Here is a 21,753-nt window from a genome sequence, read left to right as displayed (position 1 = left end):
GCACGTGCGCTATGACCCCGCCGCTGTACGCGCTTGGGTCGACAGCCGCTCCGACCACGACGACGACTGAACCCCACCACCCAGCAGGGACGCGACCACCGGTCGCGTCCCTGCTCACGTTCCCGAGGAGCTCGAAGTGGCAGGCCACATTCAAGACCGCTGGTACAAGACCGACATCGGCGCCGACGGCAAGCCTCACCGCATCAAGAGCGACCGGTATGGCATCGGGCTGCGTTACCGCGCCCGGTACGTCGGCCCTGATGGCACCGAGCAGTCCAAGAGCTTCCCGGACCGCCAGAAGGGGCGCGCTGAGAAGTGGCTTACGAAGATTCAGGCGGACATGGACGCGGGCGACTACATCGACCCGAAGGCCGGACAGGTCACGTTCCGCGAGTACGCAGCGAAGTGGCTCGGCGGTCTGACAACCGACCTGGGAAGTCAGGAAGCTGTCGACCGGCGCATCCGACTTCACGCGGTTCCCCACCTGGGGAAGCGCCCCATGGGGTCGTTCAAGCCTGAACACGTGCGCACCTGGCTGAGCACGCTTCAGTCCGCCGTGCCCAACGCCACCTACCGGCGTGCCATCTACGACTCGGTGTCGTCCCTGTTCAACGCGGCCGTGGATGACGGCGTACTCAAGAAGAACCCGTGCCATGCCCAGTCGGTCAAGGCCCCGGACCCCGATCCCCGGCTGATTCAGCCGTGGCCCGAGTCTCGCGTACTCGCGGTGCGTGCTGGGCTGCCCGATCGGTACGCGGCCACCGTAGATGCGGCCGGCGGCTGCGGACTGCGCCAGGGCGAAGTGTTGGGCCTGGACGCGGACAACATCGGTTTCGGGACCGGATGGGTGTACGTGCGCCAGCAGGTCAAGCGCGTGCGCGGAACGCTTGTGTTCGCCCCGCCCAAGAGGGGCAAGTTGCGGGACGTGCCGCTCAGCCCGGTGGTAGCGGGCGCCTTCCGTGACCACATGCGCCGGTTTCCGCCGGTTGAGGTCAAGCTGCCGTGGAAGACACCGGACGGCCCCTTGGTTGCCCGGCAGTTGGTCTTCACCAGCGGCGTGGGGCGTGCCATCTGGCGCAGCTACTTCGATGACTTCGTGTGGAAACCCGCTCTGGCGTCCGCTGGTGTCATCCCGCCCAGGGAGCGAGGCCAGCGCTATGCCGCTGCACCCGACGACGGCATGCACGCGCTGCGCCACTTCTACGCGTCGATGCTCTTGGACGGCGGGGAGAGCATCAAGGCTCTGAGTATTTATCTGGGACACTCGGACCCTGGCTTCACGCTGCGGATCTACACGCACTTGATGCCGAGCAGCGAGGAGCGGACGCGCAAGGCTGTGTCGGCCGTCTTCCACCGCATCCACCCCGGGGCTCTGCCGGGGCTCCCGGAAGCAGCCTAACGGCCCACAGACGGCCCACGGCCCCAAATAGGCCCTTGGTTAGCGGTTCCGCCGCTGGTCAGGGGCCTATTCCATGGTCGGACTCGCCAAAAACACCCCATCTTGCCTGACGGCCACCCCCCGGGGGAAACGGGTATGGGCCCGGGCCCACGACCTGGGCGTTCGGGGCCGGTTTGGGTAGCGGACCTGTTACCGACCGTCGCCGACGGGCGCCTCGCGGCCGGGATGCCGCTGCGCGCACGGCTGCCGTCCCCGGCCCGCCCGCCCCGCCGGGGTCGGCCCGCGCACGGCGACGGCCCCGGTACGCGATGCGTACCGGGGCCGTCGGGGTCAGCTCAGTCGGAGCTCACCGGGGTGCTGGTCAGTGACCCGCGGTCTTCTTCTTGCGGAGGAAGAAGACGGCGCCGCCGCCGAGCAGGACCAGGACGACCGCCGCACCGGCGATCATCGGGGTGGAGCTGGAGCTACCGGTCTCGGCGAGGTTGGTGCCACCGGTGGTCCCGTTGCTCCCGTTGGTCCCGGTCGAGCTGCCACCGGCCGAGGCGGGGCTGGGCTTCGAGGACGGGGGGGTCGACGGCGTACCGGCGGTCTTGCAGTCGAGCGTTCCGGAGAAGTGCTGGCCCGCGATGGTGAAGTCGTACTTCTCGTCCTCCGCGACCGGGAACAGCACGGTCTTCGAGCCGCCCGCCGGGACCGTGGCGACGGTCTTGCCGCCGACGGTCACCGGGAAGGCCTCGTCGCCCTTGTTGGTGACGGTGATGTCCACGCCGCCCTTGGCGCAGTCCTTCTTGACCGTCACGGCCGGGATGGCACCCTGCTTGGCCCAGGAAACCTTGGCCTCGGCGTTGACCGTCGAGTCGCTGGAGCCCGCGAGGATCTGGGTCTGGCTCTTGGAGTCACTCGCGAACGCGCGGCCGACCGGCACCTGGGTGGTGGCCGAAAGGCGCAGCGAACCGGCGCCCGGCTGGGTACCAGCAGGCACGTTGAAGTAGAGCTTGCTGTTGTTGACGGCGGAGGTTACGGCCTTCCCGCCCTCGTCGACGACCTGGACCTTGGTGGCCTTCAGCTCCTCGGACGCGGTGACCGTCACCTTGTCGGCGTTGGTGTGCACCGTGACCGGGCCGAGCTTCTGGCCGGCCTTGCCCGCCACCGACGCGTTGTCGAGCGTCAGGGAGGCCTTGGGCTCCTCGACGACCTTCGCGCTGTCGTACAGCCACTCGGCGAGCTTCTCGGCGTCCTTGTTCTTGGCCTTGACCTGGGCGCCGTCCGAGTAGCGCCAGATGGCGACCTGGGTGGCGGCGGCGGCCTCGGCGTTGTTGAGCTTGCCGCTGACACCCGCGTCCTTGGCGAGCTGCCCGAGGTCGTTCTTCTGCGGGTAGGAGTTCTCCAGGATCCAGCGGATCTTGCCGGCGTCCTTGTTGGTCGCCAGGGAGGTGCCGCTCCACGGCGTCTCGCGGTACTTCGCCTCACGCTGCGTCGGGTTGTGGATGTCGATGCAGTACGTGCGCAGCGTGCCGCCGCCGTCGACGTTCATCCGGAACAGACCCGCGGAAACCTTCTCCGTCTCACGGCCGTTCGTGATGATCGCGTCGGCGAAGGAGCCGGGCTCAAGGCCCTGGATGGTCGCGGTGGCGCCGCCCTGGCCCTGCTGGTCGGGCGTGTCCGCGAAGGACGTGCCCGCGCCGGCTATCGCACCGGCCGCGAGGAGACCCGTGACGGCTGTGGCGGTGGCGAGGCGCAGAGCACCCCGCTTGCGGGCGGAAGGCCCGTTAACGGCTGAAAACACAGAATTCCCCTTCGGGCGAGGCTCTTTCGCATGTGGTGCGCGTGCACGAGAGGTGCGCGTGGGGGAAGTGCCTCGCCGGCAGACTCAAGTGCCCCGTGAGTACGCCGGAATCCTAGGGATGCGGAAGTCGACGATCCGCAGGGATGACATCAGATAACCATTCCGATTCAGAATCGTTATCCCAGAACGCGTGTGTCACCTGGGCTTATCGACAAATCCCCTGGACAGAAGGGGAGTTTAGGGACACTGGCCGTGCCCCGGCCTGCGCTCCCCCTCCACCCCCTCGCACTCCCCTTCCCCAACTTTCTTTCTCAAGTCCCCCCGTTCAGAAGGGCGTCGAAGGAACCGTCTCGGCCACCGGCGTGGCCGATTCCCATACCACCGCCGGAATGTCCTTGGCCGAAACCGCCCCCGTTCCGTCGGTCGGGACGGGATCGGCCGCACCGGCCGAGGCCGCCTCCGGGCCCGGCACCGGGCCGCCCTCCGCCCCCGGCGGGCCAGCTCGTCCGACCGGGGCCGCCTCGCCCCTGAACACCCGTCGGAAGGCGCTGGTGCCGCGCGAGATGTCGTGCCCGACCGCCACCGCGTCGACGTCGGCCGAGAACCGGCGCGAGCCGTCCTTGCGGTCCTCGTCCCGCACCTTCAACCGGCCGTGCACCACGACCGGTTCGCCGATCGCGACCGAGCCCGTCAGATTCATGCCGAGCGCCCGCGCCGCCCACACCGTGTAGAAGCTGGTCGCCCCGTCGACCCAGGACTGCCTTTCACGGTCGAAGCGGCGCGCGGTCACCGCGAGCCGGAACCGGGCCACCCCGCCCGTCGCCGTCTCGCGCCACTCCACCTGCGTGGCCGCATTGCCGACCAGCGTCACCATCGTCTCGTTCACTGCCCTCAACCCCCGTGCCGTCCCTGCCTGATGTCCGTACGACGCGTCGCACCGGTGCGACGCGCAACGCCCGTACAACGCGTAGATTCCGCAGATCCCGCAGGTTCCGCAGATCCGGCAGGTCCCGTACGGCCCCTGGTGGGCAGAGAAAACCCCGCCCGGTCCAGCCGCCGATCGAACCCTTGCGCTGTCGATCTCCATGCTGGACCGGACGGGGAGTACGTGCCGGAGCCTGTGGACTACTCCGGCGTTGTGGAAAACCCCTTCACCCCTTGCCCGCCCTCACCCCTTGCCCGCCCTCACCTCTTCCCCGCCCCCACCACCGCCGCGTACTGCTCGCGCACCTCCCGGTACCGCAGCAGTTCGGCGGCCACCGGATCCAGGACCTTGGCCCGGCCGCAGGCGGCCGCGGCCTCGCGAAGCCGACGTTCGGCCTCCTGGCCGTAGCGCCGCCCGGGGCCGCGCGCCGCCACCGCGCACGCCCACTCGATGAGCGGGCCGCCGACGATGCCGCCCAGCATCACGAGCGCGGGGACGATCAGGCCCGGCGTCAGCACTCCGACGATCTGTCCGAGAAGCCAGAGGCCGCCGACAATCTGAATACCGGTCATGACCATCTGGGCCAGCACCGCGGCGGGCCACCACCGCGGCCGGGGCGAGGTGCCGCGCTCCAGCTCCTCGCGCACCGCGAGCTCGTCCAGCGCCTCGGGCAGCCCGTCCGCGCCCCGCACCGCCGCCTCGCGCACGGCCTGGGCCCAGGGTGCGGGCAGCCCGGCCGCGGCCTCGTCGGCCACCGTGCGGACCGCCTGCTCGACCCGCTGGCGGGCGGTGACCTGCTCCTCCACCTGGGCATCGGAGCGGGGCCGCTGCAGGGCCGGGACGCGGATTCGGTCGTACCAGCGCCACAGCCGCAGCCAGGGAGTCCCGCAGGCACGCTGGGCGTTGCGCCGCCACTCGCGTTCGGCGGCCTCCCCCGCGGCCGAGGCGCCGACCGCCTCGCCCAGGCGGTCCGCGAAGTCCCGGCGGGCCCGCTCGCCGAGCCCGGGCCGGCCGTCCGCCACGTACAGCGGGCGCAGTTCGACGGCCGCCGCGTCCACATCGGCGGCCAGCCGGCGGGCGGCGGCGCCGCGCTCCTGCACGAACCGGCCGAGCTGCTCGCGCAGCTCCCCCACGCCCTGGCCGGTCAACGCGGAGAGGGAGAGCACCGAGGCGCCGGGCTCGCCGTGTTCGCCGAGTGCCATGCCGTCCTCGTCGAGCAACCGGCGCAGATCGTCGAGGACCTGGTCGGCCGCGTCACCGGGCAGCCGGTCCACCTGGTTGAGCACCACGAAGCTGACCTCGGCGTGCCCGGCGAGGGGGCGCAGATAGCGCTCGTGGAGCACGGCGTCGGCGTACTTCTCGGGGTCCACGACCCACACGATCGCGTCGACCAGGGCGAGCACGCGGTCGGCCGCCTGCCGGTGCGAGACGAGTGCCGAGTCCAGGTCGGGGAGGTCGACGAGGACCAGGCCCTCCAGGTCGACACCGGCGTTGTCCAGCGGGCGACGGCGCAGCCGGCCGGGGATGCCGAGCCGGTCGAGCAGGCCCGCGGCGCCGTCGGTCCAGCTGCACGCGATGGGTGCGCCGGTGGTGGGGCGGCGCAGTCCGGTGTCCGAAATCTGGCTTCCGGCAAGGGAGTTGAAGAGGGTGGACTTGCCGCTTCCGGTGGCGCCGGCGACGGCGACGACGGTGTGCCGTGCGGACAGGCGCTGGCGCGCGGACGCCTCGTCGAGCACCCGCCCGGCCTCGGCGAGCGCCGTCGAGTCGAGCCGGGTGCGGGACAGGCCGACGAGTTCGCGCAGCGCGTCCAGGCGCCCGCGGACCTCGCCGACGTACGGTCCTCCGATGGGCTCGAACGTGGCGTCGTCCTGCGGCTCGGCCCCCTCTTCCCGGGGGGACGTCATCTCGCCGGGTTCGGCGGCGCGCCGCGCGATCAGCCCGTCGGCCCAGCGGTCGTCGACCTCCTGCGTCATGCCGCTTTCCTCTCCTTCTGCACTACGGACAGTGCGGCGATCAGCCCGGCCTGCGGCTCGGGTGTCACCTCCAGGGCGTCCAGCGGCGCGAGCCGCCGTTCGCGTTCGGCGCCGAGCACCTGGTCGATGTACGTGGCGACGAGTTCGCCGCCCTTGTCGCGCAGCCGCAGCGCGCCCTGCGCGCCGATCCGTTCGGCGAGCCGCTCCCCCGCCCGACGGGCCCGGCGGCCGCCGAGCAGGGCGGCGGCGAGCAGCGCCGCCACGGTCTCGGGGTCGGGCGCGAGCGAGCGTTCCATCTCCCGCACCTCCTCCTCGGCCAGTTCTTCGAGCACCCGCCGCCAGCGCCGCACGGCGAGCCCGATGCGGTCCTCCGGGTCCACCTGGCGTACCTCGTCGGCGAACCGACCCGCCGCCGGTTCGCGCGCCCACGCGTCCCTGACCCGCTCGTCGGCGGCGGCGGCCGCGCAGCGCAGGAGCTCGGCGAGGCTGTCCACGAGCGCGTCCAGGAGCTCGGCGGAGGTGGCGCCGCCGGGGTGGGCGCGCCAGCGGGTGAGCGCGTCCCCGGCAAGCACCTCGCCGGCCCGCAGGCGGCGCCGGACCCGTTCACCCTCCTTGGCGTACGCGTCCTCGACGGCCCCGGTGAGGCGTACGGCGGCGGCGTACTGGGCGGCGACGGCCGAAGCGAGCTCCGGCATCCGCGCGTTGAGGGACTCGATCGCGCCGGAGGCGGTACGGGCGACGGCCTGTTGGCGGGCGGCCGGGTCCTGACTGCGGTGGGTGAGCCAGGTCCGCAGCGCGGCCACCGCGGTGGAGGGCAGCAGCCCGTGCGAGGCGCCGGCGGACTCGGGCAGCTCGGGCACGGTGAACCGCGGCACCTCCCCGAGCCCGGCCCGGGTGAGCAACGCACCGTACTGGCGCGACACTTCGGCGAGCACCTGGTGCGGCACCCGATCGAGCACCGTGACCAGGGTGGCGTCGTACTCCTTCGCGGTACGCAGCAGGTGCCAGGGCACGGCGTCCGCGTAACGGGAAGCGGTCGTGACCATGACCCAGACGTCGGCGGCGCAGATGAGTTCGGCGGCCAGGATGCGGTTGCCGACGACCAGCGAGTCGATGTCCGGGGCGTCGAGGAGCGCGAGCCCGCGCGGCAGCGTGGTGGCGGTCTCGACGCGTACGGCCCCCTCGTCCTCCTGCCCGGGCAGGCCGTCGCGCTCGGCGTCCTCGTTCTGCTGCGGCAGCCATACGCGGGTGAGTTCGGGCAGCACGCGCGGCCCGGAGAACCACTCCCGGTCGTCGGGGTGGCACACGAGCACGGGCGTCCGCGTGGTGGGCCGCAGCACGCCCGCCTCGCTGACCCTGCGCCCCACAAGGGAGTTGACGAGGGTGGACTTGCCGGCGCCGGTCGACCCGCCGATGACCGCGAGGAGCGGGGCTTCGGGATCTCGGAGCCGGGGCAGCAGATAGTCGTCGAGTTGTGCGAGCAGCTCACTGCGCGTCTGCCGGGCGCGCGGGGCGCCCGGCAGGGGCAGTGGGAGACGCACGGCGGCGACACTGTCGCGCAGGGCGGAAAGTGCGTCGATGAGCTGAGGCCGTACGTCCATGGTCACCACATGCGAAGAATGCCCAATTTTGGCGGCTTTTTGAAGCGTATGGCCACTTCCGCGCGCGTCCATAGGCCACCGAGACGCGCCGAACGGACAGATGGGACACACGGGACGAGTGGGACGCAGGCATAACGAGTGCACAACACCCTGCGCCGCGAGCGTCAAAAGCGCTGCATGATTCGCACCTGCCTGCGATTATCGGTTCGCTTCACCGAACCTCCACATCGTGCCACGCAGGTGAAGCAACCGGGACGAGGTGACAGGAGCCCTATCCTTGTCCCCGGCAAGGTCACCGGCCCGGGACCCGTCCCGGACCCACACCCTGCCCGGCCCGGGGCTCCAGGCCACCGAGGCCCCATCCGGCCCCCGTAGCTCAGTGGATAGAGCAGGCGCCTTCTAAGCGCTTGGCCGCAGGTTCGAGTCCTGCCGGGGGCGCCACCGCGCCACAGCAGTACGGCCCTCCTTCGGGAGGGCCTTTTTGCTGGTCGGACCGATTTGTCCGAGCAATGTAGCGGGGCGGCGGTAGCGGGGGCGTAAGCGGAGCCCCCGCCCCTCGGCGCCCCGCCATCCGGCGTCAGTCCGCCCGCTGCTCCGCGGAGCGCAGCCCCGCCGTCCACTTCTCCTCGATGCGGCCGTACTTCCACACGAGGAGGGCCAGGACCCAGGTGAGGAAGAACAGGCCGACGACGACGAAGCCGATCACGTTGAGGTCGAGGCCGCCGACCCAGTCCCAGAACACGCCGTGCAGATCCAGCTTGTCGGCGAGCAGCCCGAGGAGTTCGACGGTGCCGATGACCAGGGCGACCGCGACGGACAGACCGGTGACGGTGAGGTTGTAGTAGACCTTGCGGACCGGCTTGGAGAAAGCCCAGCCGTAGGCGAAGTTCATGAACGAGCCGTCGATGGTGTCGAGCAGCGACATGCCGGCCGCGAACAGCACCGGCAGGCACAGGATCGCGTACCAGGGCAGTCCGGACGCCGCGCCGGAGCCCGCGAGGACCAGCAGGGCGATCTCCGTGGCGGTGTCGAAGCCGAGGCCGAAGAGCAGGCCCAGCGGATACATCTGCCACGGCCTGGTGATCGACTTCATGACGCGGCCGAGGAGGCGGTTCATGAAGCCGCGGTTGTTCAGCTGGTCCTCCAGCGCGGCCTCGTCGAAGTCCCCGGAGCGCATCCGGCGGAACACTTTCCAGATGCCGGCCAGGATCACCAGGTTGAACGCGGCGATCACGTACAGGAACGTGCCGGAGACGGTCGTGCCGATCAGGCCGGTGACGTCGTGCAGCTTCGAGTCGTCGTCCTGCACCGGCCCGGCGAGCGCCCGCACCCCGAGCGAGAGCAGGAAGGCCAGGCCGAACACGACCGAGGAGTGGCCGAGCGAGAACCAGAACCCCACCGACAGCGGGCGCTGGCCGTCGTTCATGAGCTTGCGCGTGGTGTTGTCGATGGCCGCGATGTGGTCGGCGTCGAAGGCGTGCCGCATCCCCAGGGTGTACGCGGTGACCCCGATCCCGACACCGAACGACTTGGTGCCGAGGCTGTAGTGCTCGGGCGCGACGATGGCCACCAGGGTGAACCAGCCGATGACGTGCAGCGCCACGATGAAGGCCGCCATCCCGCCGAGCCGGGTCCACTCCTGCCGCGTCAGCGATGCCCGGAAGGCCCGTAGGCGAGAGCCCTGCGGGCCGGTCGGCGGGGCGGTGGACTGTGTGGTGCTGGCCATGGGAGCCGGCCCTTCTTCCTGGTCACGTGGCGTGCTCCACCTTCTTGCGCAGCACTCGCAACTGCAACCAACCCCCAGTAAAGGCCGACCTCCGACGGCCACCCCCTATCCTTATTGCACACCAGTTGCAACAGCAACATGAAGGCAGTAGAAGGGGAAGAGGTGGTCGGGGTGGGCGCTCCGGTGGTGCTCGGGATCGAGTCGTCCTGCGACGAGACCGGTGCCGGGCTCGTGCGGGACGGACGGCTGCTCGGCCACGCGGTGGCGTCGAGCATGGACGAGCACGCGCGCTACGGCGGGGTCGTGCCGGAGATCGCCGCCCGCGCCCATGTCCACTCCCTCACCCCGGTCGTCCAACGGGCCCTGGAACAGGCCGGGTTGAGGGCATCCGACATCGGCGCGGTCGCCGTCACGACCGGGCCGGGGCTCTCCGGCGCCCTCCAGGTCGGACTCGCGGGCGCGAAGGCACTGGCCTACGGCCTGGGCGTCCCGCTGTACGGGGTGCACCACCTGGCCGGGCACGTGGCCGCCGACACCCTGGAGCACGGCCCGCTGCCCAACCCCTGCATGGTGCTGATCGTCTCCGGCGGCCACACCTCGCTGCTGCTCGTACGGGACCTGGCCCGCGACCCGATCGTCCACCTGGGCGACACCCTGGACGACGCGGCGGGCGAGTGCTTCGACAAGGTCGCCCGCGTCTTCGGTCTGCCCTACCCCGGCGGCCCCGCCATCGACCGGGCGGCCCGGGACGGCGACGCCGGCGCCGTGGCGTTCCCGCGGCCGCTGACCGGGCCGCACGACGATCCGTACGCCTTCTCCTTCTCCGGGCTCAAGACGGCGGCCGCCCGCTGGGCCGAGCGGCACGCGGGCCGTGTGCTCCCCGTCGCCGACGGCTCAGCCGCGCTCCAGGAGGCGGTCGCCGACGTGCTGACCCGCAAGGCGGTCGCGGCCTGCCGTGCGCACGGCGTGGACACCCTGGTCGTGGTGGGCGGGGTCGCCGCGAACTCCCGGGTGCGCTCGCTCGCCGAACAGCGCTGCGCGGCGGCCGGGATCACCCTGCGCGTCCCGCCGCTCGGCCTGTGCACCGACAACGGCGCGATGATCGCCGCGGTGGGCGACCTGCTGGCCCGCGCGGGCGCGGCGCCCGCCCCGCTGGACATCTCCGTCGACCCGTCCGCGCCGCTGGAGTACGCGGCCCTGCACCCGGTCGCGCGCGGCGTGCCCGCTTGAGCGGACGGCCCGGGTGCGCCCGTCCGGGCGGCGGGCGCGGCCCGTGCCCGCTTGAGCGTCCGGCCCCGGGGAAGGCGGTCGTCCGGTGCTCAGGGAGCTCTTTGTAAGCTCGACACGGCGCACCCACCCCATGCCGTCCCACGCCCGCGCGGCCCCGCGAGAGGAAACACCATGACCACCGAGCTGACCTCCGACGCCCTGGCCGGGCTGCTCGACCAGGCCCGGCAGGACTACGAGGCGCTTGCGGCCCGCGGTCTCAAGCTCGACCTCACCCGGGGCAAGCCCGCGCCCGAGCAGCTCGACCTCTCCGAGGACCTGCTCAGCCTGCCCGGCGGCCGCTGGACCTCCGCCGACGGCACCGACGTGCGCAACTACGGCGGTCTGCAGGGTCTCCCGGAGCTCCGGGAGATATTCGCCGAGGTGCTCCAGGTGCCGGCCGGGCAGCTGCTCGCCGCGGGCAACTCCAGCCTGGAGCTCATGCACGACTGCCTGGTGCACGCGATGCTGAGCGTCGTTCCCGGCGCCGAGTCGCACTGGGTCGACCAGGAGCGCCTCGCGTTCCTGTGCCCGGTGCCCGGCTACGACCGGCACTTCTCGCTGTGCGAGCGGTTCGGCATCGAGATGATCCCGGTTCCGATGACCGACGCGGGCCCGGACATGGACGTGGTGGAGCGCCTGGTCGCCGAGGACGCGGGCATCAAGGGCATCTGGTGCGTGCCCAAGTACAGCAACCCGAGCGGCATCAGCTACAGCGACGAGACGGTGGCGCGGCTGGCCCGGATGGAGACCGCGGCCCCCGACTTCCGCATCTTCTGGGACAACGCCTACGCCGCCCACCACCTCACCGACGAGCCCGTCGAGATCGCCGACCTCCTCGGCGCCTGCGCACAGGCCGGCCACGCGGACCGGGCGTTCGTCTTCGGCTCCACCTCGAAGATCACCGCCGCGGGCGCGGGCGTCGCCTTCTTCGGCTCCTCGCCGGCCAACGTGCAGTGGCTGCTCGCCAACAACTCCAAGCGCTCGATCGGCCCGGACAAGGTCAATCAGCTGCGGCACGTCCTGTTCCTGCGGGACGCGGAGGGCGTACGGGCCCACATGGAGCGCCAGCGGGCGCTGCTCCAGCCCAAGTTCGAGACCGTCCAGCGCATCCTGGAGAGCGAGCTCGGCGGCACCGGCCTCGCGAGCTGGACGCTGCCCAAGGGCGGCTACTTCGTCACGCTCGAAGTGCCCGAGGGCTGCGCCAGGGAGGTCGTGGCGCGGGCCGGGCAGGCGGGCGTCGTCCTGACCCCGGCGGGCGCGACGCACCCGTACGGCAGCGACCCGAAGGACGCCACCATCCGCATCGCGCCCAGCTACCCGGGCCTCGCGGAGCTGGAGCAGGCGATCCTCGGCCTCACCGCGTGTGTGCGGCTCGTCGGCTACGAGAAGCTCCTCGCCGCCTGATCAGGGCCTGATCAGGGCACAGACGCGTCGGCCGCCTTCGAGCGTCCCGGATCACCGGGCCTCGCAGGCGGCCGTCGCGCGTACGGGGTCCTCGCCCCCCAGGGCTACGACACGATGTCCTTGCGGGCGAAGCCGCGGAAGGCAAGGGCGAAGAGGACCAGGGCGTAGGCGACGGAGACCGCCGAGCCCTTCAGCATGCCGCCCCACTCCAGGTGCGGCTGGAGTGCGTCGGCCCAGGCGAACTGCCAGTGCGCGGGCAGGAAGTCCCGCCAGTGGCCGAGCGCGGTCACCGCGTCCAGTACGTTGCCGACGATGGTCAGGCCCACCGCGCCGCCGACCGCGCCCAGCGGCGCGTCCGTGCGGGTGGAGAGCCAGAACGCGAGCGCCGCGGTGACCAGTTGGGACACGAAGACGAAGGCGACCGCGAGGGCCAGACGGGGAACGGCCTGCCCGGCACCGAGTGAGCCGCCGGTCGGGATCTGGAGCGGCCCCCAGCCGTAGACGGCGGTGCCCGCCGCGAGCGCCACCACGGGCAGCAGCACGATCGCCGCCGCACTGAACCCGAGCGCCACCGCCAGCTTCGACCACAGCAGCCGGGCCCTCGGCACCGGCGCCGCCAGCAGGTAGCGCAGCGAGGACCAGCTCGCCTCGGAGGCCACGGTGTCGCCGCAGAACAGCGCGACGGGCACCACGAGCAGGAAGCCCGCAGAGACGAACAGACAGGTCGCGGCGAAGTTGACGCCGGACGCGGTCGCCGTGTCCATCAGGGTGATGCGGCCGTTGCGGCTGCTCGGGCTGCCGCCGATGGCGAAGGCGACGATCAGGACGAACGGCAGCGCGCCGAGGACCGCGCCCATGACCAGGGTGCGCCGGCGCTTCAGCTGCCGCAGGGCCTCGACGCGCAGCGGCAGGGTGTGCCGGGCCCGGTAGCCGGGTGCCGTCTCGCCCGCCGGGGTGTCCATCAGGGTGCTCACGCGGAACCTCCGATCAGGGTGAGGAAGGCGTCCTCCAGGCGGCGGTGCGGTCCGACACCGGTCAACTGCACGTCCAGGCGCAGGAGTTCGGCGATGAGCTCGGTGGTGGTGGCTCCTTCGAGCCGGACCAGGAGGCCCTCTTCGGTGCGCAGCGCCGAGCCGATGCCGGGCAGCACGGCCACCTTGTCGACGACGGCCTCGGCGACCGGCTCGACCGTGGTGACGAGCAGGATGTCGCTCCCGCCGGTGATCTCGGCGACCGGGCCCGCCTGGACGAGCCGGCCGCGGTCCATCACGACCAGATGCGTACAGGACTGCTCGACCTCGGAAAGGAGGTGGCTGGAGACGATCACGGTGCGGCCGCCCTCGGCGTACCGGATCATCACGTCCCGCATCTCGCGGATCTGCGGCGGGTCGAGGCCGTTGGTCGGCTCGTCGAGGATGAGCAGGTCCGGCATGCCGAGCATGGCCTGGGCGATGGCGAGGCGCTGGCGCATGCCCTGCGAGTACGTCCGTACCGCGCGCTGGAGGGCGTCGCCCAGGCCCGCGATCTCCAGGGCCTCCTCGATGCGGGAGTCCCCGGCGGGGCGGCCGGTCGCCGCCCAGTACAGCTCCAGGTTCTCGCGGCCCGACAGGTGCGGCAGGAAGCCGGCGCCCTCGACGAAGGCGCCGACCCGGGACAGGACCGGCGAGCCCGGCCGGATGGCGTGGCCGAACACCCGGATCTCGCCGTCGTCGGGCCGGATGAGGCCCATGAGCATGCGCAGGGTGGTGGTCTTGCCGGCGCCGTTGGGCCCGAGCAGACCGAGCACCTGCCCCTTGTCGACACGGAAGGACAGCTCCCGTACGGCATACCGGTCGCTGGACTTGGCGTACTTCTTGGTCAAGCCGGCGATCTGGAGCGGCACTTGGGCAAGCTCCGGATCGGGGTCGGGAGTGTGGGTGCGCCGGGTGACCAGGAGCGCGCCGCCGATGAGGGCTCCGATCAGCGGCAGCCCCCACACCCACCAGGCGAGCCCCGCCGAGGCGGTCTTCGCGGCGGGCACGGTGGGCACGGCCAGGCCGCCGCCGTCCAGGGAGACGGTGTAGGTGGCGGGCGCGGCCGGAGAGGCGAAACCCAGGTCGGTGGCGGCCACGACCAGGCAGAGCCGGTGGCCCGCCTCGATGGTGTGGTCGACGGCGGGCAGCGTCAGCTCGACGGCCTTGCCGTCCTTGGCTCCGGCGACCCGAACGGGGGCGACGAGCTGGGACGGCAGCACCTGCTGCTTGCCGTCGGGGCCGACGTCGTACACCTTCCCGAAGAGCACGGCGTCGTCCCCGGTGGACTTCACCTTGATCCGCACGGTCGGCGAGCCGGTGAGGTGCAGCCCGGCGGCCAGCGGCGCCGAGTCGAACCTGGCGTACTGGCCGGGGAAGTCGAGGGAGAGGCCGACGCCGAGGGAGGACAGTCCGGACAGGCCTGCGCCGAGGCCGGGCACCGCCGAGATGGCGGGCGGTGCGCCGCCGGGCGGATTGGCGAAGCTCTGCTCGCGGCCGGTGAGCGCGACGGTGTGCGGATCGCTCTCAAGGCCGGGGTACGTGCCACTGCTCGCGCCCCTCAACTGGGCCGATCCATCGGTGGAGTTGACCCCGCCGGTGCGGGTGACGCGGAAGGCGGGGCCGGTGTCGGCGCTCTTGTCGTCCTTCAGGTACCGGTCGAACCACTGGGTGACGCGGGCCTGGGTGCGGCCGGTCTCGCGGTCGCCGCCGTCGTGGCCGCCCGCGATCCAGTCGACCGCGACCGGGGCGCCGTTGGCGGCGATGCGCCTGGCCATGGCATCGGCCTGGCCGAGCGGGAAGAGCGAGTCCGTCTGCCCCTGCATGATCAGCGCGGGCACCTTGATCCGGTCGCCCACGGCGGAGGGACTCTTGGACTCCAGGAGCTTCTCGGCCGCTTCGTCCGGCTGCCCCGCGGTCGCGACCCGGTTGTACATCGCGCAGATCTGGGGCTCGAACTTCTGGCAGCCGCCCGCGGTGGAGACGAAGATCCCGGCCCAGAGCTTCTTGTAGACGCCGTCCGGGAAGAAGACGTCCGACAGGTTCCAGTACGTCATCTCGGGGGCGATGGCGTCGACCCGCTTGTCGTATCCGGCGGCGAGCAACGAGATCGCGCCGCCGTAGGACACCCCGGTCACGCCGACGCGCGGGTCGCCCGCGCCGTCGAGCCGTACCTCTGGGCGCTCGGCCAGCCAGTCGATGAGCCGTGAGACGTCCTTGACCTCGGCCGCGGGGTCGTTGAGCCCGATCTGCCCGGTGGAGCTGCCGAAGCCGCGCGCGGACCACGTCATGACGGCGTACCCGTCGCGTGCGAGCTGTTCGGCCTGGCCCTTCGTTTCCGTCTTGCTGCCGCCGAAGCCGTGTCCGATCAGCACGGCGGGCCGCTTGTCGTGGGGGCTGCCCGCGGTGAAGAACGACGTGTCGATCTTCGCTCCGGGCATGTCGAGCACCCGGTCCTCGCGGTGCACGGCGGGGGCACCCGAGGCGCCGGCGGCACTCCAGACGCCGGCGCCGGCCAGGGCGACGAGGGCGCCCGCCCCCGCGGCCACCCGCCATCGGCGTCTGCGCATGCTGATCTCCATCCCCCAACGGTATGCGCCCGCGCCGACAACCGATGCTGCCCCAGGGTGGAAGTGCGCGCTGTACCCGGGGAGTACGGGCGCCTGTTCGCGTACCGCGGGGGGAGTACGGGGTGCGCTGGGGGCGGGCGGGGCGGGTCGCGCCGGCCCCGCCCCCTCCCGCCCGCAACCTTTCAGAAGGAGGTCGTGGTCAGCCAGCGGTCGAGGACAGCCGGATCACCGAGCACCTCGACGCCGGGGGTGTCGGCGGGCAGGCGGCGGTAGAAGACGCGCAGGACGTCCGCGAGGGGGCCGCGCAGCGCCACCGTCGCCTTCTCGTGGGCGTGCCGCCAGGTGAAGCCCTCGTCGCCGATCTCGATGAGCCACTCGGCGTCGGGGGCGTCCGTGGCGTGCAGGTGCAGGGACTGGCCGGGCTCGCCGAGCGGGGCTTCGCTCTTCTTGAACGCCTGGACGAAGGTGATGATGCCGAGCCACTCGTCGAGGGCGTCGGCCGCCACGTCGGCGGGCAGCGTGTAGGGCGCGCCCACCGTGCCGGCCGCGTCCGCGCGGTGCACGGCGGTCTCGTGGGTCATCCGGCGCGACCAGAACGAGGTGGTGGTGTCGCCCATCCAGGACCACACCTTCAGGTCGGGCCCGGCCTCGCGCAGGGCCGCGGCGCAGTGTTCGGCGCCCTCGGCGAGCCAGGCGTCCAGGGCGGCCGCGTCGTCACTGCCGGGGCCGCCGGCGCCGGGCACGTCCTTCCACTTGACGATGTCCGTGGCCCGGGTGCGCACGATGTGGTCGACCCAGCGGTGTGCGCCGCCCACGTGCACGGCCAGCTCCCGCAGGGTCCAGTCCGGGCAGGTGGGCACGGTCGCCGCGAGGTCCGCACCGGACAGGTGGGACCTCAACTCGGCTGTCTGGCGGACGAGTTCCTCGCAGTAGGCACCATGTTCGAGAGTCATGGCGCCACCCTAGGCAACGGCTCAGACGTGGCTGTCCTCGGGGATGCTGACGAGCCAGCGGGTGTCGCGGCGCGGCCGCAGGTACAGCGCCCAGTACAGGGTGGCGACGGCGACGATGCCGCCGGTCCACAGGAGGTACTCGGTCTCCTGCTGGGTCAGGATGTAGGCGAGTACGGCGATGAGCAGGACCGGCACCGCGGGCCACAGCGGCATCCGCCAGGCGGCGACGTGCTTGTGCGGGCCGCGCCGGCACAGCAGGGCGGCGACGGCGACGAGCAGGTACATCGCGGTCACGGAGACGCCGGTGACGCCGTAGAGGGTGTCGAGCTTGACGAAGCAGAGGGCCGCGCCGGGGACGCCGACGAGCAGGGTGGCCACCCACGGGGAGCCGAACCGGCCGAGGCGGGACAGGCCCCGGTTGACGGGCTCGGGCCACGCCTTGTCGCGGGCGGAGGCGAACAGGACCCGGGAGTTCTGGATGACCATGACGATGCCCGCGTTGATGATGGCGAGCGCGACGCAGAGGCTGACGAAGGTGCCGACCGCGGAGTTGGACCACGCGGTGACCATGTCGCTGAGGTTGCCGCTGGTGAGGGCGGCGAGGTCGGGGGCGCCGAGCGTGATGGCGACAACGGGCACCAGGATCACGGCGGTTGAGATGGCGAGGGTGGCGAGCACGGTGCGGGCGACGTTGCGCCGCGGGTGCTCCAGCTCCTCCGAGAGGTAGACCGCCGTCGAGAAGCCCTGGGTGATGAAGAGGGCGATGGCGAGACCCGAGATCACCATCATCGCGGTGACCGTCGAGGGCGCGCCGCCGTCTCCGGCGACCGAGCCGTGCACCAGGGCGGAGGCGCCGCGCTCGCTGTGGGCGAAGCCGAGCACCGCGACCACTCCGGCGGCGATGACCTCAAGGACGAGGAAGATGCCGGTGATCCAGGCGTTGGCCCGCAGGTCGAGCAGGCCGGCCAGGGTGGCGAGCAGCATGACTCCGGCGCCCGCGGCGGGGGCCGGTATGTGCACGATCGGGGCGAGGTAGTCGGCGGTGCCCATCGCGATGACGGGCGGCACGATCATCACGACCAGCAGTGAGAGCACGAACACCAGCCAGCCCGCGAGCCGCCCCGCCATCGTGGAGACCATGGCGTATTCGCCGCCCGCGCTCGGAATGAGGGTGCCCAGCTCCGAGTAGCAGAAGGCGACGGCGATACAGAGCAGCGAGCCGATCGCGATGGTGAGCGCGGTGTAGGTACCGAGCGTGGCGAAGAGGTCGGGCACGACGACGAAGAGGGTGGAGGCGGGCGTCACGCACGACAGCGTGAGGAGGGTGCCGCCCACGACGCCGATGGAACGCTTGAGCTTCTGCGGGGTGGGGCCGGTCGCGGGGGCGAGCGCCTGGGGGGCGCTGAGCGTTTCCGTCATCGTGCGGTTCCGATCGACTGGTGCGGTTCCGATGCGCGGGAGCGGTATCGCCTCCGTAGGCGGGATGGTGAATGTTCGGCGGCTCCCGGGTGCCGATATGCAATCCTTCGGAGAACCGCAGGTCAATAGGGGGTTACCTGCGGAATCCGAAGATCCGTCGCGGCCCGGCACCGCTATTCGGCGTTAAGGGCGCGTCAAGGCACCACGATCGGGGTGTGCGGGAACCGCAGCGCGGGTGCCGAAGTTTGTCCGTAACTTTCCGCGTTCTGGACGCGCTCGCGCCCGTTCAGCCGGCCAGCGCGGCCACCAGGGCCCGCACCGGCTCGCCCGGGCCGCGCGGGTGGACGATCTCCGTACGGTGCACCAGGCGCGGCGCCGAGACCCGTACCGCCACCGTCCCCGCGAGGCCCTCGGCCACCCCGGGCGCGAGCGCGGCGAGCCCGTGCCCGGCGGCGACGAGCATCCCGAGCCCCCTCAAGTCCGTTCCCCCGTACGTCACTTGAGCCGCGAAGCCGTCGCTGCGGGCGGCGGCGCGGAGCTCGGCCAGGGGGACGGCGGTGTCGGGGGCGTCGATCCAGCGGGCGTCGGCGAGGTCGGTCAGGTGCAGCGCGGGGCGGCCGGCGAGGGGATGGGAGGCGGGGAGCAGCACCGCGAGGGGCTCCTCCGCGGCGGCCCGGGTGACCATCGGGCCCACGTCGGGCAGCGGCAGCGGGCCGCTGGGCGCGGGGGTGAGGTCCGCGGGCGCGCAGGCGAGGGCCAGCCGGGCGGGCCGCACCCGGGTGAGCCGGGCGAGGTCGGCGCGGGCCGCCTCCAGGCGCGGCAGCAGCGGCCGGGCGTGCTCCATGAGGCGCTCCCCCGCCTCGGTGGGTGCCCCTCGCCTGCTCGCTGATCGGCCGCGAGGGGGCGATCCTGCTGACGCCCGGCTCGCTTGCGTCGGGGCTGCTGGGCGCCGAGCGGAGCCTGGAGCGCTACCACCGCAACTACGGCGCGAGCGCCACCCACCTGGACACCCTGCGAGGGCTCGCGACGGCCGCGGTGACGCACGCGCGGGCGGCCCGGTGAGGGCGTTGCTGCTCGCGTGCGAAACGTTAGGGGTGTGGACGGTGCGGCAAGCGGCGGGACATGCGCGGTCCCCAGCTGTCGTACACACATGGTTCAGGCGATGAGCAGGGCGTCCAGCATGCGCGACAGCGGCTCGTTGTCGCCGAGGTAGCTCTTGATACTCGCGAGCTCGTTCTCCGCCGGATCCAGACCCGCCCAGCTCAGCTCGTACCCGGCGTCCGAGGCCAGCTGGGCCACGAAGGCTCGTTGAGTGCGGCCGTTGCCCTCCCGAAAAGGGTGAAGCGCGTTCAGATCGCCGTACAGATCGGCCGGCGCGTCGACGAATTCCATCCGCCCCAGACCACGCAGCTAGCCGCCGGATGCGAGCCGTCCGAATACCTCGTCACTGAAGGGCATCAGGTTGATCGACGGGCAGAAAGGAGTGTGCTTCGAGATCTCCACCACGCGCAGCTCACCCGCCCAGGGGTAGATCACACCGAAGATCGCCACGTGGAAGGCTTGCAGATGCCTCAGGTCGTACGCCCCATCCAATGGGCACTCCGAGAGCCGGATCAGTTCGGCGTGTGCAATGTCCGCCTCGGCTTGCGCCAGCAGGTCGGCGTCGGTGATGCCGAGTCGGTTGCGCAGGACACCGTTCGGGGTGACATAGGGGTCGGTCACCCGGCGCGCCTCGCGGCTGTGGCCGAATGACGGGCGACCGCTCGGGACACGAGATCGTCAGCGGACATCCGCCCGGCCACGTACGCCTCCGTGTCGTGGGCCGACTCCTCCGTAGTCGTCAGCCCTTCGGCCGCCAGCGATCCCGTGGCCGAGTCGGCGGCCGCCCGGCGCGCCGCTCGGCCGCTCAGTGCCTCGTACGCCGCCACGGAGAGAAGGACCCCTTGAGGTTTGCGGTGCGCCCCGATAAGGACCGGCTCCGCCCCGGCACCGTCGCTCTCCAACTCGGCGAGCATCCGGGACAGACCGACGCGGGCGTCGCTGACCGTGACCACCTCGGGAATCTTGTCCATGAGGCCATGCTACTCCGGACGTACCGGAATCTGTACAGAAATCAGTACGGCCAACGTGGCAGCGTCGGCGAGAGCCGAAGGCCGAAGCCCCCGCCGGCCGGGGCCGACGGGGGCGGGGGCGGGGCGCTTTCAGTGGTTGCGGGGGAAGCCCAGGTCGACGCCGGAGGGGCCGTCGGCCGGGTCGGGCCAGCGGGTCGTGACGACCTTGCCGCGGGTGTAGAAGTGCGTGCCGTCGTTGCCGTAGATGTGGTGGTCGCCGAAGAGCGAGTCCTTCCAGCCACCGAAGGAGTGGTAGCCCACCGGCACCGGGATCGGCACGTTCACGCCGACCATGCCGGCCTCGACCTCCAGCTGGAAGCGGCGGGCCGCGCCGCCGTCGCGGGTGAAGATCGCGGTGCCGTTGCCGAAGGGGGAGGCGTTGATCAGCGCCAGGCCCTCCTCGTACGTCTCGGCGCGCAGCACGCACAGGACCGGGCCGAAGATCTCGTCGCGGTAGGCGTCGGCCGAGGTCGGCACGTGGTCCAGGAGGGACAGGCCGATCCAGTGGCCGTTCTCGAAGCCGTCGACGGTGTAGTCGGACCCGTCGAGGACGACCGTGGAGCCCTGGGCCGCGGCACCCTTGACGTAGGAGGCGACCTTGTCGCGGTGGGCCGCGGTGATCAGCGGGCCCATCTCGGAGGACGGGTCGTTGCCGGGGCCGATCTTGATCTTCTCGGCGCGCTCGCGGATCTTCTCCACCAGCTCGTCGCCGATCGCGCCCACCGCGACGACCGCGGAGATCGCCATGCAGCGCTCGCCCGCCGAGCCGTAGGCGGCCGAGACGGCGGCGTCGGCGGCCGCGTCCAGGTCGGCGTCCGGCAGGACCAGCATGTGGTTCTTGGCGCCGCCGAGCGCCTGCACCCGCTTGCCGTTGGCGGAGGCGGTGGTGTGGATGTGGCGGGCGATGGGCGTGGAGCCGACGAAGGACACGGCGGCCACGTCCGGGTGGGCGAGCAGCCCGTCGACGGCGACCTTGTCGCCGTGCAGGACGGTGAAGACGCCCTCGGGAAGCCCCGCCTCGGCGAGCAGCTCGGCGATCTTCATCGAGGCCGACGGGTCCTTCTCCGACGGCTTCAGGATGAAGGTGTTGCCGCACGCGATGGCGAGCGGGAACATCCACATCGGCACCATCGCCGGGAAGTTGAACGGGGTGATGCCCGCCACCACGCCCAGCGGCTGGCGGATGGAGGCCACGTCCACCCGGCTGGAGACCTGGGTGGACAGCTCGCCCTTGAGCTGGGTGGTGATGCCACAGGCCAGGTCCACGATCTCCAGACCGCGGGCGACCTCGCCGAGCGCGTCCGAGTGCACCTTGCCGTGCTCGGCGGTGATCAGCTCCGCGATGGCGTCCCGGTTCGCGTCGAGCAGCGCCCGGAACTTGAAGAGCACGGTGGTGCGCTGGGCCAGCGAGGACGTGCCCCAGGTCGCGTACGCCGCCTTGGCGATGGCGACGGCCTGGTCCACCTCCTCGGCCGAGGCGAAGGCGACCTGCGTGGTGACCGCGCCGGTCGCGGGGTCGGTCACCGGGCCGAAGTTGCCCGACGTGCCTTCGACGGTCTTGCCACCGATCCAGTGGTGGACGGTCTTCGTCATGTCCAAGTGCTCCT

At 71.8% G+C, this 21,753-nt stretch carries 18 protein-coding genes and 1 tRNA gene; 5 read left to right on the top strand and 14 right to left on the bottom strand.

Annotated features, from left to right (window positions below):
• Positions 1-136: 136 nt before the first annotated feature.
• A complete protein-coding gene (locus IE267_RS31190) occupies positions 137-1,399 on the top strand; it encodes a tyrosine-type recombinase/integrase (protein WP_189765466.1) in 1,263 nt (420 codons plus the stop codon).
• A 361-nt stretch (positions 1,400-1,760) separates the two neighbouring features.
• Here the strand turns inward: IE267_RS31190 and IE267_RS31185 are convergent, their stop codons facing one another.
• The 4 genes from IE267_RS31185 to IE267_RS31170 form a co-directional block, all read right to left on the bottom strand.
• The gene (locus tag IE267_RS31185) at positions 1,761-3,185 is read right to left on the bottom strand and encodes a thioester domain-containing protein (protein ID WP_229861508.1); all 1,425 of its coding nucleotides are present in this window, start codon (positions 3,183-3,185) and stop codon (positions 1,761-1,763) included.
• 325 nt (positions 3,186-3,510) lie between these two features.
• Positions 3,511-4,071 carry a single-stranded DNA-binding protein gene (locus IE267_RS31180; protein ID WP_167153102.1) on the bottom strand — a complete coding sequence of 187 codons (561 nt, stop codon included), beginning with the start codon at positions 4,069-4,071 and terminating at the stop codon, positions 3,511-3,513.
• Positions 4,072-4,370: 299 nt separating this feature from the next.
• A complete protein-coding gene (locus tag IE267_RS31175) occupies positions 4,371-6,083 on the bottom strand; it encodes a GTPase (RefSeq protein WP_189765465.1) in 1,713 nt (570 codons plus the stop codon).
• Positions 6,080-7,684, bottom strand: coding sequence for a dynamin family protein (locus tag IE267_RS31170; RefSeq protein ID WP_167153100.1), 1,605 nt, complete (start codon positions 7,682-7,684; stop codon positions 6,080-6,082). Before IE267_RS31170 ends, IE267_RS31175 begins: the two co-directional genes overlap by 4 nt.
• 365 nt (positions 7,685-8,049) lie before the next feature.
• Here IE267_RS31170 and IE267_RS31165 point away from each other — a divergent pair.
• Positions 8,050-8,125 (top strand) — tRNA-Arg (locus tag IE267_RS31165).
• A gap of 136 nt (positions 8,126-8,261) precedes the next feature.
• Here the strand turns inward: IE267_RS31165 and nicT are convergent.
• Entirely contained in the window at positions 8,262-9,410 is a 1,149-nt protein-coding gene (gene nicT / locus IE267_RS31160) for a Nickel transporter NicT (RefSeq protein ID WP_189765464.1), read from the bottom strand.
• Between the two features lie 171 nt (positions 9,411-9,581).
• On the opposite strand from nicT, the gene tsaD reads away from it, so the two are divergent.
• Together tsaD and IE267_RS31150 are read left to right on the top strand one after the other, a co-directional pair.
• Positions 9,582-10,640 (top strand): tRNA (adenosine(37)-N6)-threonylcarbamoyltransferase complex transferase subunit TsaD, encoded by a 1,059-nt coding sequence (gene tsaD / locus IE267_RS31155; protein ID WP_189765490.1) that lies wholly within the window; start codon positions 9,582-9,584, stop codon positions 10,638-10,640.
• A gap of 171 nt (positions 10,641-10,811) precedes the next feature.
• The gene (locus tag IE267_RS31150; protein ID WP_161245650.1) at positions 10,812-12,083 is read left to right on the top strand and encodes an aspartate aminotransferase type Ic; all 1,272 of its coding nucleotides are present in this window, start codon (positions 10,812-10,814) and stop codon (positions 12,081-12,083) included.
• Positions 12,084-12,187: 104 nt separating this feature from the next.
• Here IE267_RS31150 and IE267_RS31145 read toward each other — a convergent pair whose 3' ends face one another.
• From IE267_RS31145 to IE267_RS31125, 5 genes are all read right to left on the bottom strand, one after another.
• Positions 12,188-13,045 (bottom strand): ABC transporter permease, encoded by an 858-nt coding sequence (locus IE267_RS31145; RefSeq protein ID WP_161245654.1) that lies wholly within the window; start codon positions 13,043-13,045, stop codon positions 12,188-12,190.
• An 8-nt stretch (positions 13,046-13,053) separates the two neighbouring features.
• Entirely contained in the window at positions 13,054-15,663 is a 2,610-nt protein-coding gene (locus IE267_RS31140) for an alpha/beta fold hydrolase (RefSeq protein WP_229861514.1), read from the bottom strand.
• A gap of 182 nt (positions 15,664-15,845) precedes the next feature.
• Positions 15,846-16,616 carry a maleylpyruvate isomerase family mycothiol-dependent enzyme gene (locus tag IE267_RS31135; RefSeq protein WP_189765462.1) on the bottom strand — a complete coding sequence of 257 codons (771 nt, stop codon included), beginning with the start codon at positions 16,614-16,616 and terminating at the stop codon, positions 15,846-15,848.
• A 21-nt stretch (positions 16,617-16,637) separates the two neighbouring features.
• Positions 16,638-18,035: an APC family permease gene (locus tag IE267_RS31130; RefSeq protein ID WP_167153097.1), complete on the bottom strand. Its 1,398-nt coding sequence runs from the start codon at positions 18,033-18,035 to the stop codon at positions 16,638-16,640.
• Between the two features lie 286 nt (positions 18,036-18,321).
• Positions 18,322-18,879: a LysR substrate-binding domain-containing protein gene (locus IE267_RS31125; RefSeq protein WP_189765461.1), complete on the bottom strand. Its 558-nt coding sequence runs from the start codon at positions 18,877-18,879 to the stop codon at positions 18,322-18,324.
• 23 nt (positions 18,880-18,902) lie between these two features.
• Here IE267_RS31125 and IE267_RS31120 point away from each other — a divergent pair, with 23 nt between their 5' ends.
• Positions 18,903-19,097: a CTP synthase gene (locus tag IE267_RS31120; RefSeq protein WP_189765460.1), complete on the top strand. Its 195-nt coding sequence runs from the start codon at positions 18,903-18,905 to the stop codon at positions 19,095-19,097.
• Positions 19,098-19,190: 93 nt separating this feature from the next.
• On the opposite strand, the gene IE267_RS39810 is transcribed toward IE267_RS31120, so the two are convergent.
• The 4 genes from IE267_RS39810 to IE267_RS31105 form a co-directional block, all read right to left on the bottom strand.
• On the bottom strand, positions 19,191-19,427 hold the full coding sequence (locus tag IE267_RS39810; protein ID WP_229861507.1) for a Fic family protein: 237 nt from the start codon (positions 19,425-19,427) through the stop codon (positions 19,191-19,193).
• An 18-nt stretch (positions 19,428-19,445) separates the two neighbouring features.
• The gene (locus IE267_RS39805) at positions 19,446-19,757 is read right to left on the bottom strand and encodes a hypothetical protein (protein ID WP_229861506.1); all 312 of its coding nucleotides are present in this window, start codon (positions 19,755-19,757) and stop codon (positions 19,446-19,448) included.
• Positions 19,754-20,107, bottom strand: a complete 354-nt coding sequence (locus tag IE267_RS31110; RefSeq protein ID WP_189765459.1) for an antitoxin VbhA family protein — start codon at positions 20,105-20,107, stop codon at positions 19,754-19,756. The genes IE267_RS39805 and IE267_RS31110 overlap by 4 nt, the downstream gene beginning before the upstream one ends.
• A gap of 129 nt (positions 20,108-20,236) precedes the next feature.
• A complete protein-coding gene (locus IE267_RS31105; protein ID WP_189765458.1) occupies positions 20,237-21,739 on the bottom strand; it encodes a CoA-acylating methylmalonate-semialdehyde dehydrogenase in 1,503 nt (500 codons plus the stop codon).
• Positions 21,740-21,753 lie beyond the last annotated feature (14 nt).

The sequence above is a fragment of the Streptomyces xanthochromogenes genome, from assembly GCF_014650455.1.
Classification (GTDB): Bacteria; Actinomycetota; Actinomycetes; order Streptomycetales; family Streptomycetaceae; genus Streptomyces; species Streptomyces xanthochromogenes.
This window is presented reverse-complemented; position numbering and strand designations above follow the sequence as displayed.

What these genes read in the sequence shown, in the direction of transcription:
- IE267_RS31170 (WP_167153100.1), bottom strand. Translation starts at nt 7,684, where the DNA reads ATGGACGTACGGCCTCAGCTCATCGACGCACTTTCCGCCCTGCGCGAC.
- IE267_RS39810 (WP_229861507.1), bottom strand. Translation starts at nt 19,427, where the DNA reads ATGGAATTCGTCGACGCGCCGGCCGATCTGTACGGCGATCTGAACGCG.
- IE267_RS31130 (WP_167153097.1), bottom strand. Translation starts at nt 18,035, where the DNA reads ATGACGGAAACGCTCAGCGCCCCCCAGGCGCTCGCCCCCGCGACCGGC.
- IE267_RS31125 (WP_189765461.1), bottom strand. Translation starts at nt 18,879, where the DNA reads ATGGAGCACGCCCGGCCGCTGCTGCCGCGCCTGGAGGCGGCCCGCGCC.
- IE267_RS31145 (WP_161245654.1), bottom strand. Translation starts at nt 13,045, where the DNA reads ATGGACACCCCGGCGGGCGAGACGGCACCCGGCTACCGGGCCCGGCAC.
- IE267_RS31110 (WP_189765459.1), bottom strand. Translation starts at nt 20,107, where the DNA reads ATGGACAAGATTCCCGAGGTGGTCACGGTCAGCGACGCCCGCGTCGGT.
- IE267_RS31175 (WP_189765465.1), bottom strand. Translation starts at nt 6,083, where the DNA reads ATGACGCAGGAGGTCGACGACCGCTGGGCCGACGGGCTGATCGCGCGG.
- nicT (WP_189765464.1), bottom strand. Translation starts at nt 9,410, where the DNA reads ATGGCCAGCACCACACAGTCCACCGCCCCGCCGACCGGCCCGCAGGGC.
- IE267_RS31150 (WP_161245650.1), top strand. Translation starts at nt 10,812, where the DNA reads ATGACCACCGAGCTGACCTCCGACGCCCTGGCCGGGCTGCTCGACCAG.
- IE267_RS31140 (WP_229861514.1), bottom strand. Translation starts at nt 15,663, where the DNA reads ATGCGCAGACGCCGATGGCGGGTGGCCGCGGGGGCGGGCGCCCTCGTC.
- IE267_RS31135 (WP_189765462.1), bottom strand. Translation starts at nt 16,616, where the DNA reads ATGACTCTCGAACATGGTGCCTACTGCGAGGAACTCGTCCGCCAGACA.
- IE267_RS31105 (WP_189765458.1), bottom strand. Translation starts at nt 21,739, where the DNA reads ATGACGAAGACCGTCCACCACTGGATCGGTGGCAAGACCGTCGAAGGC.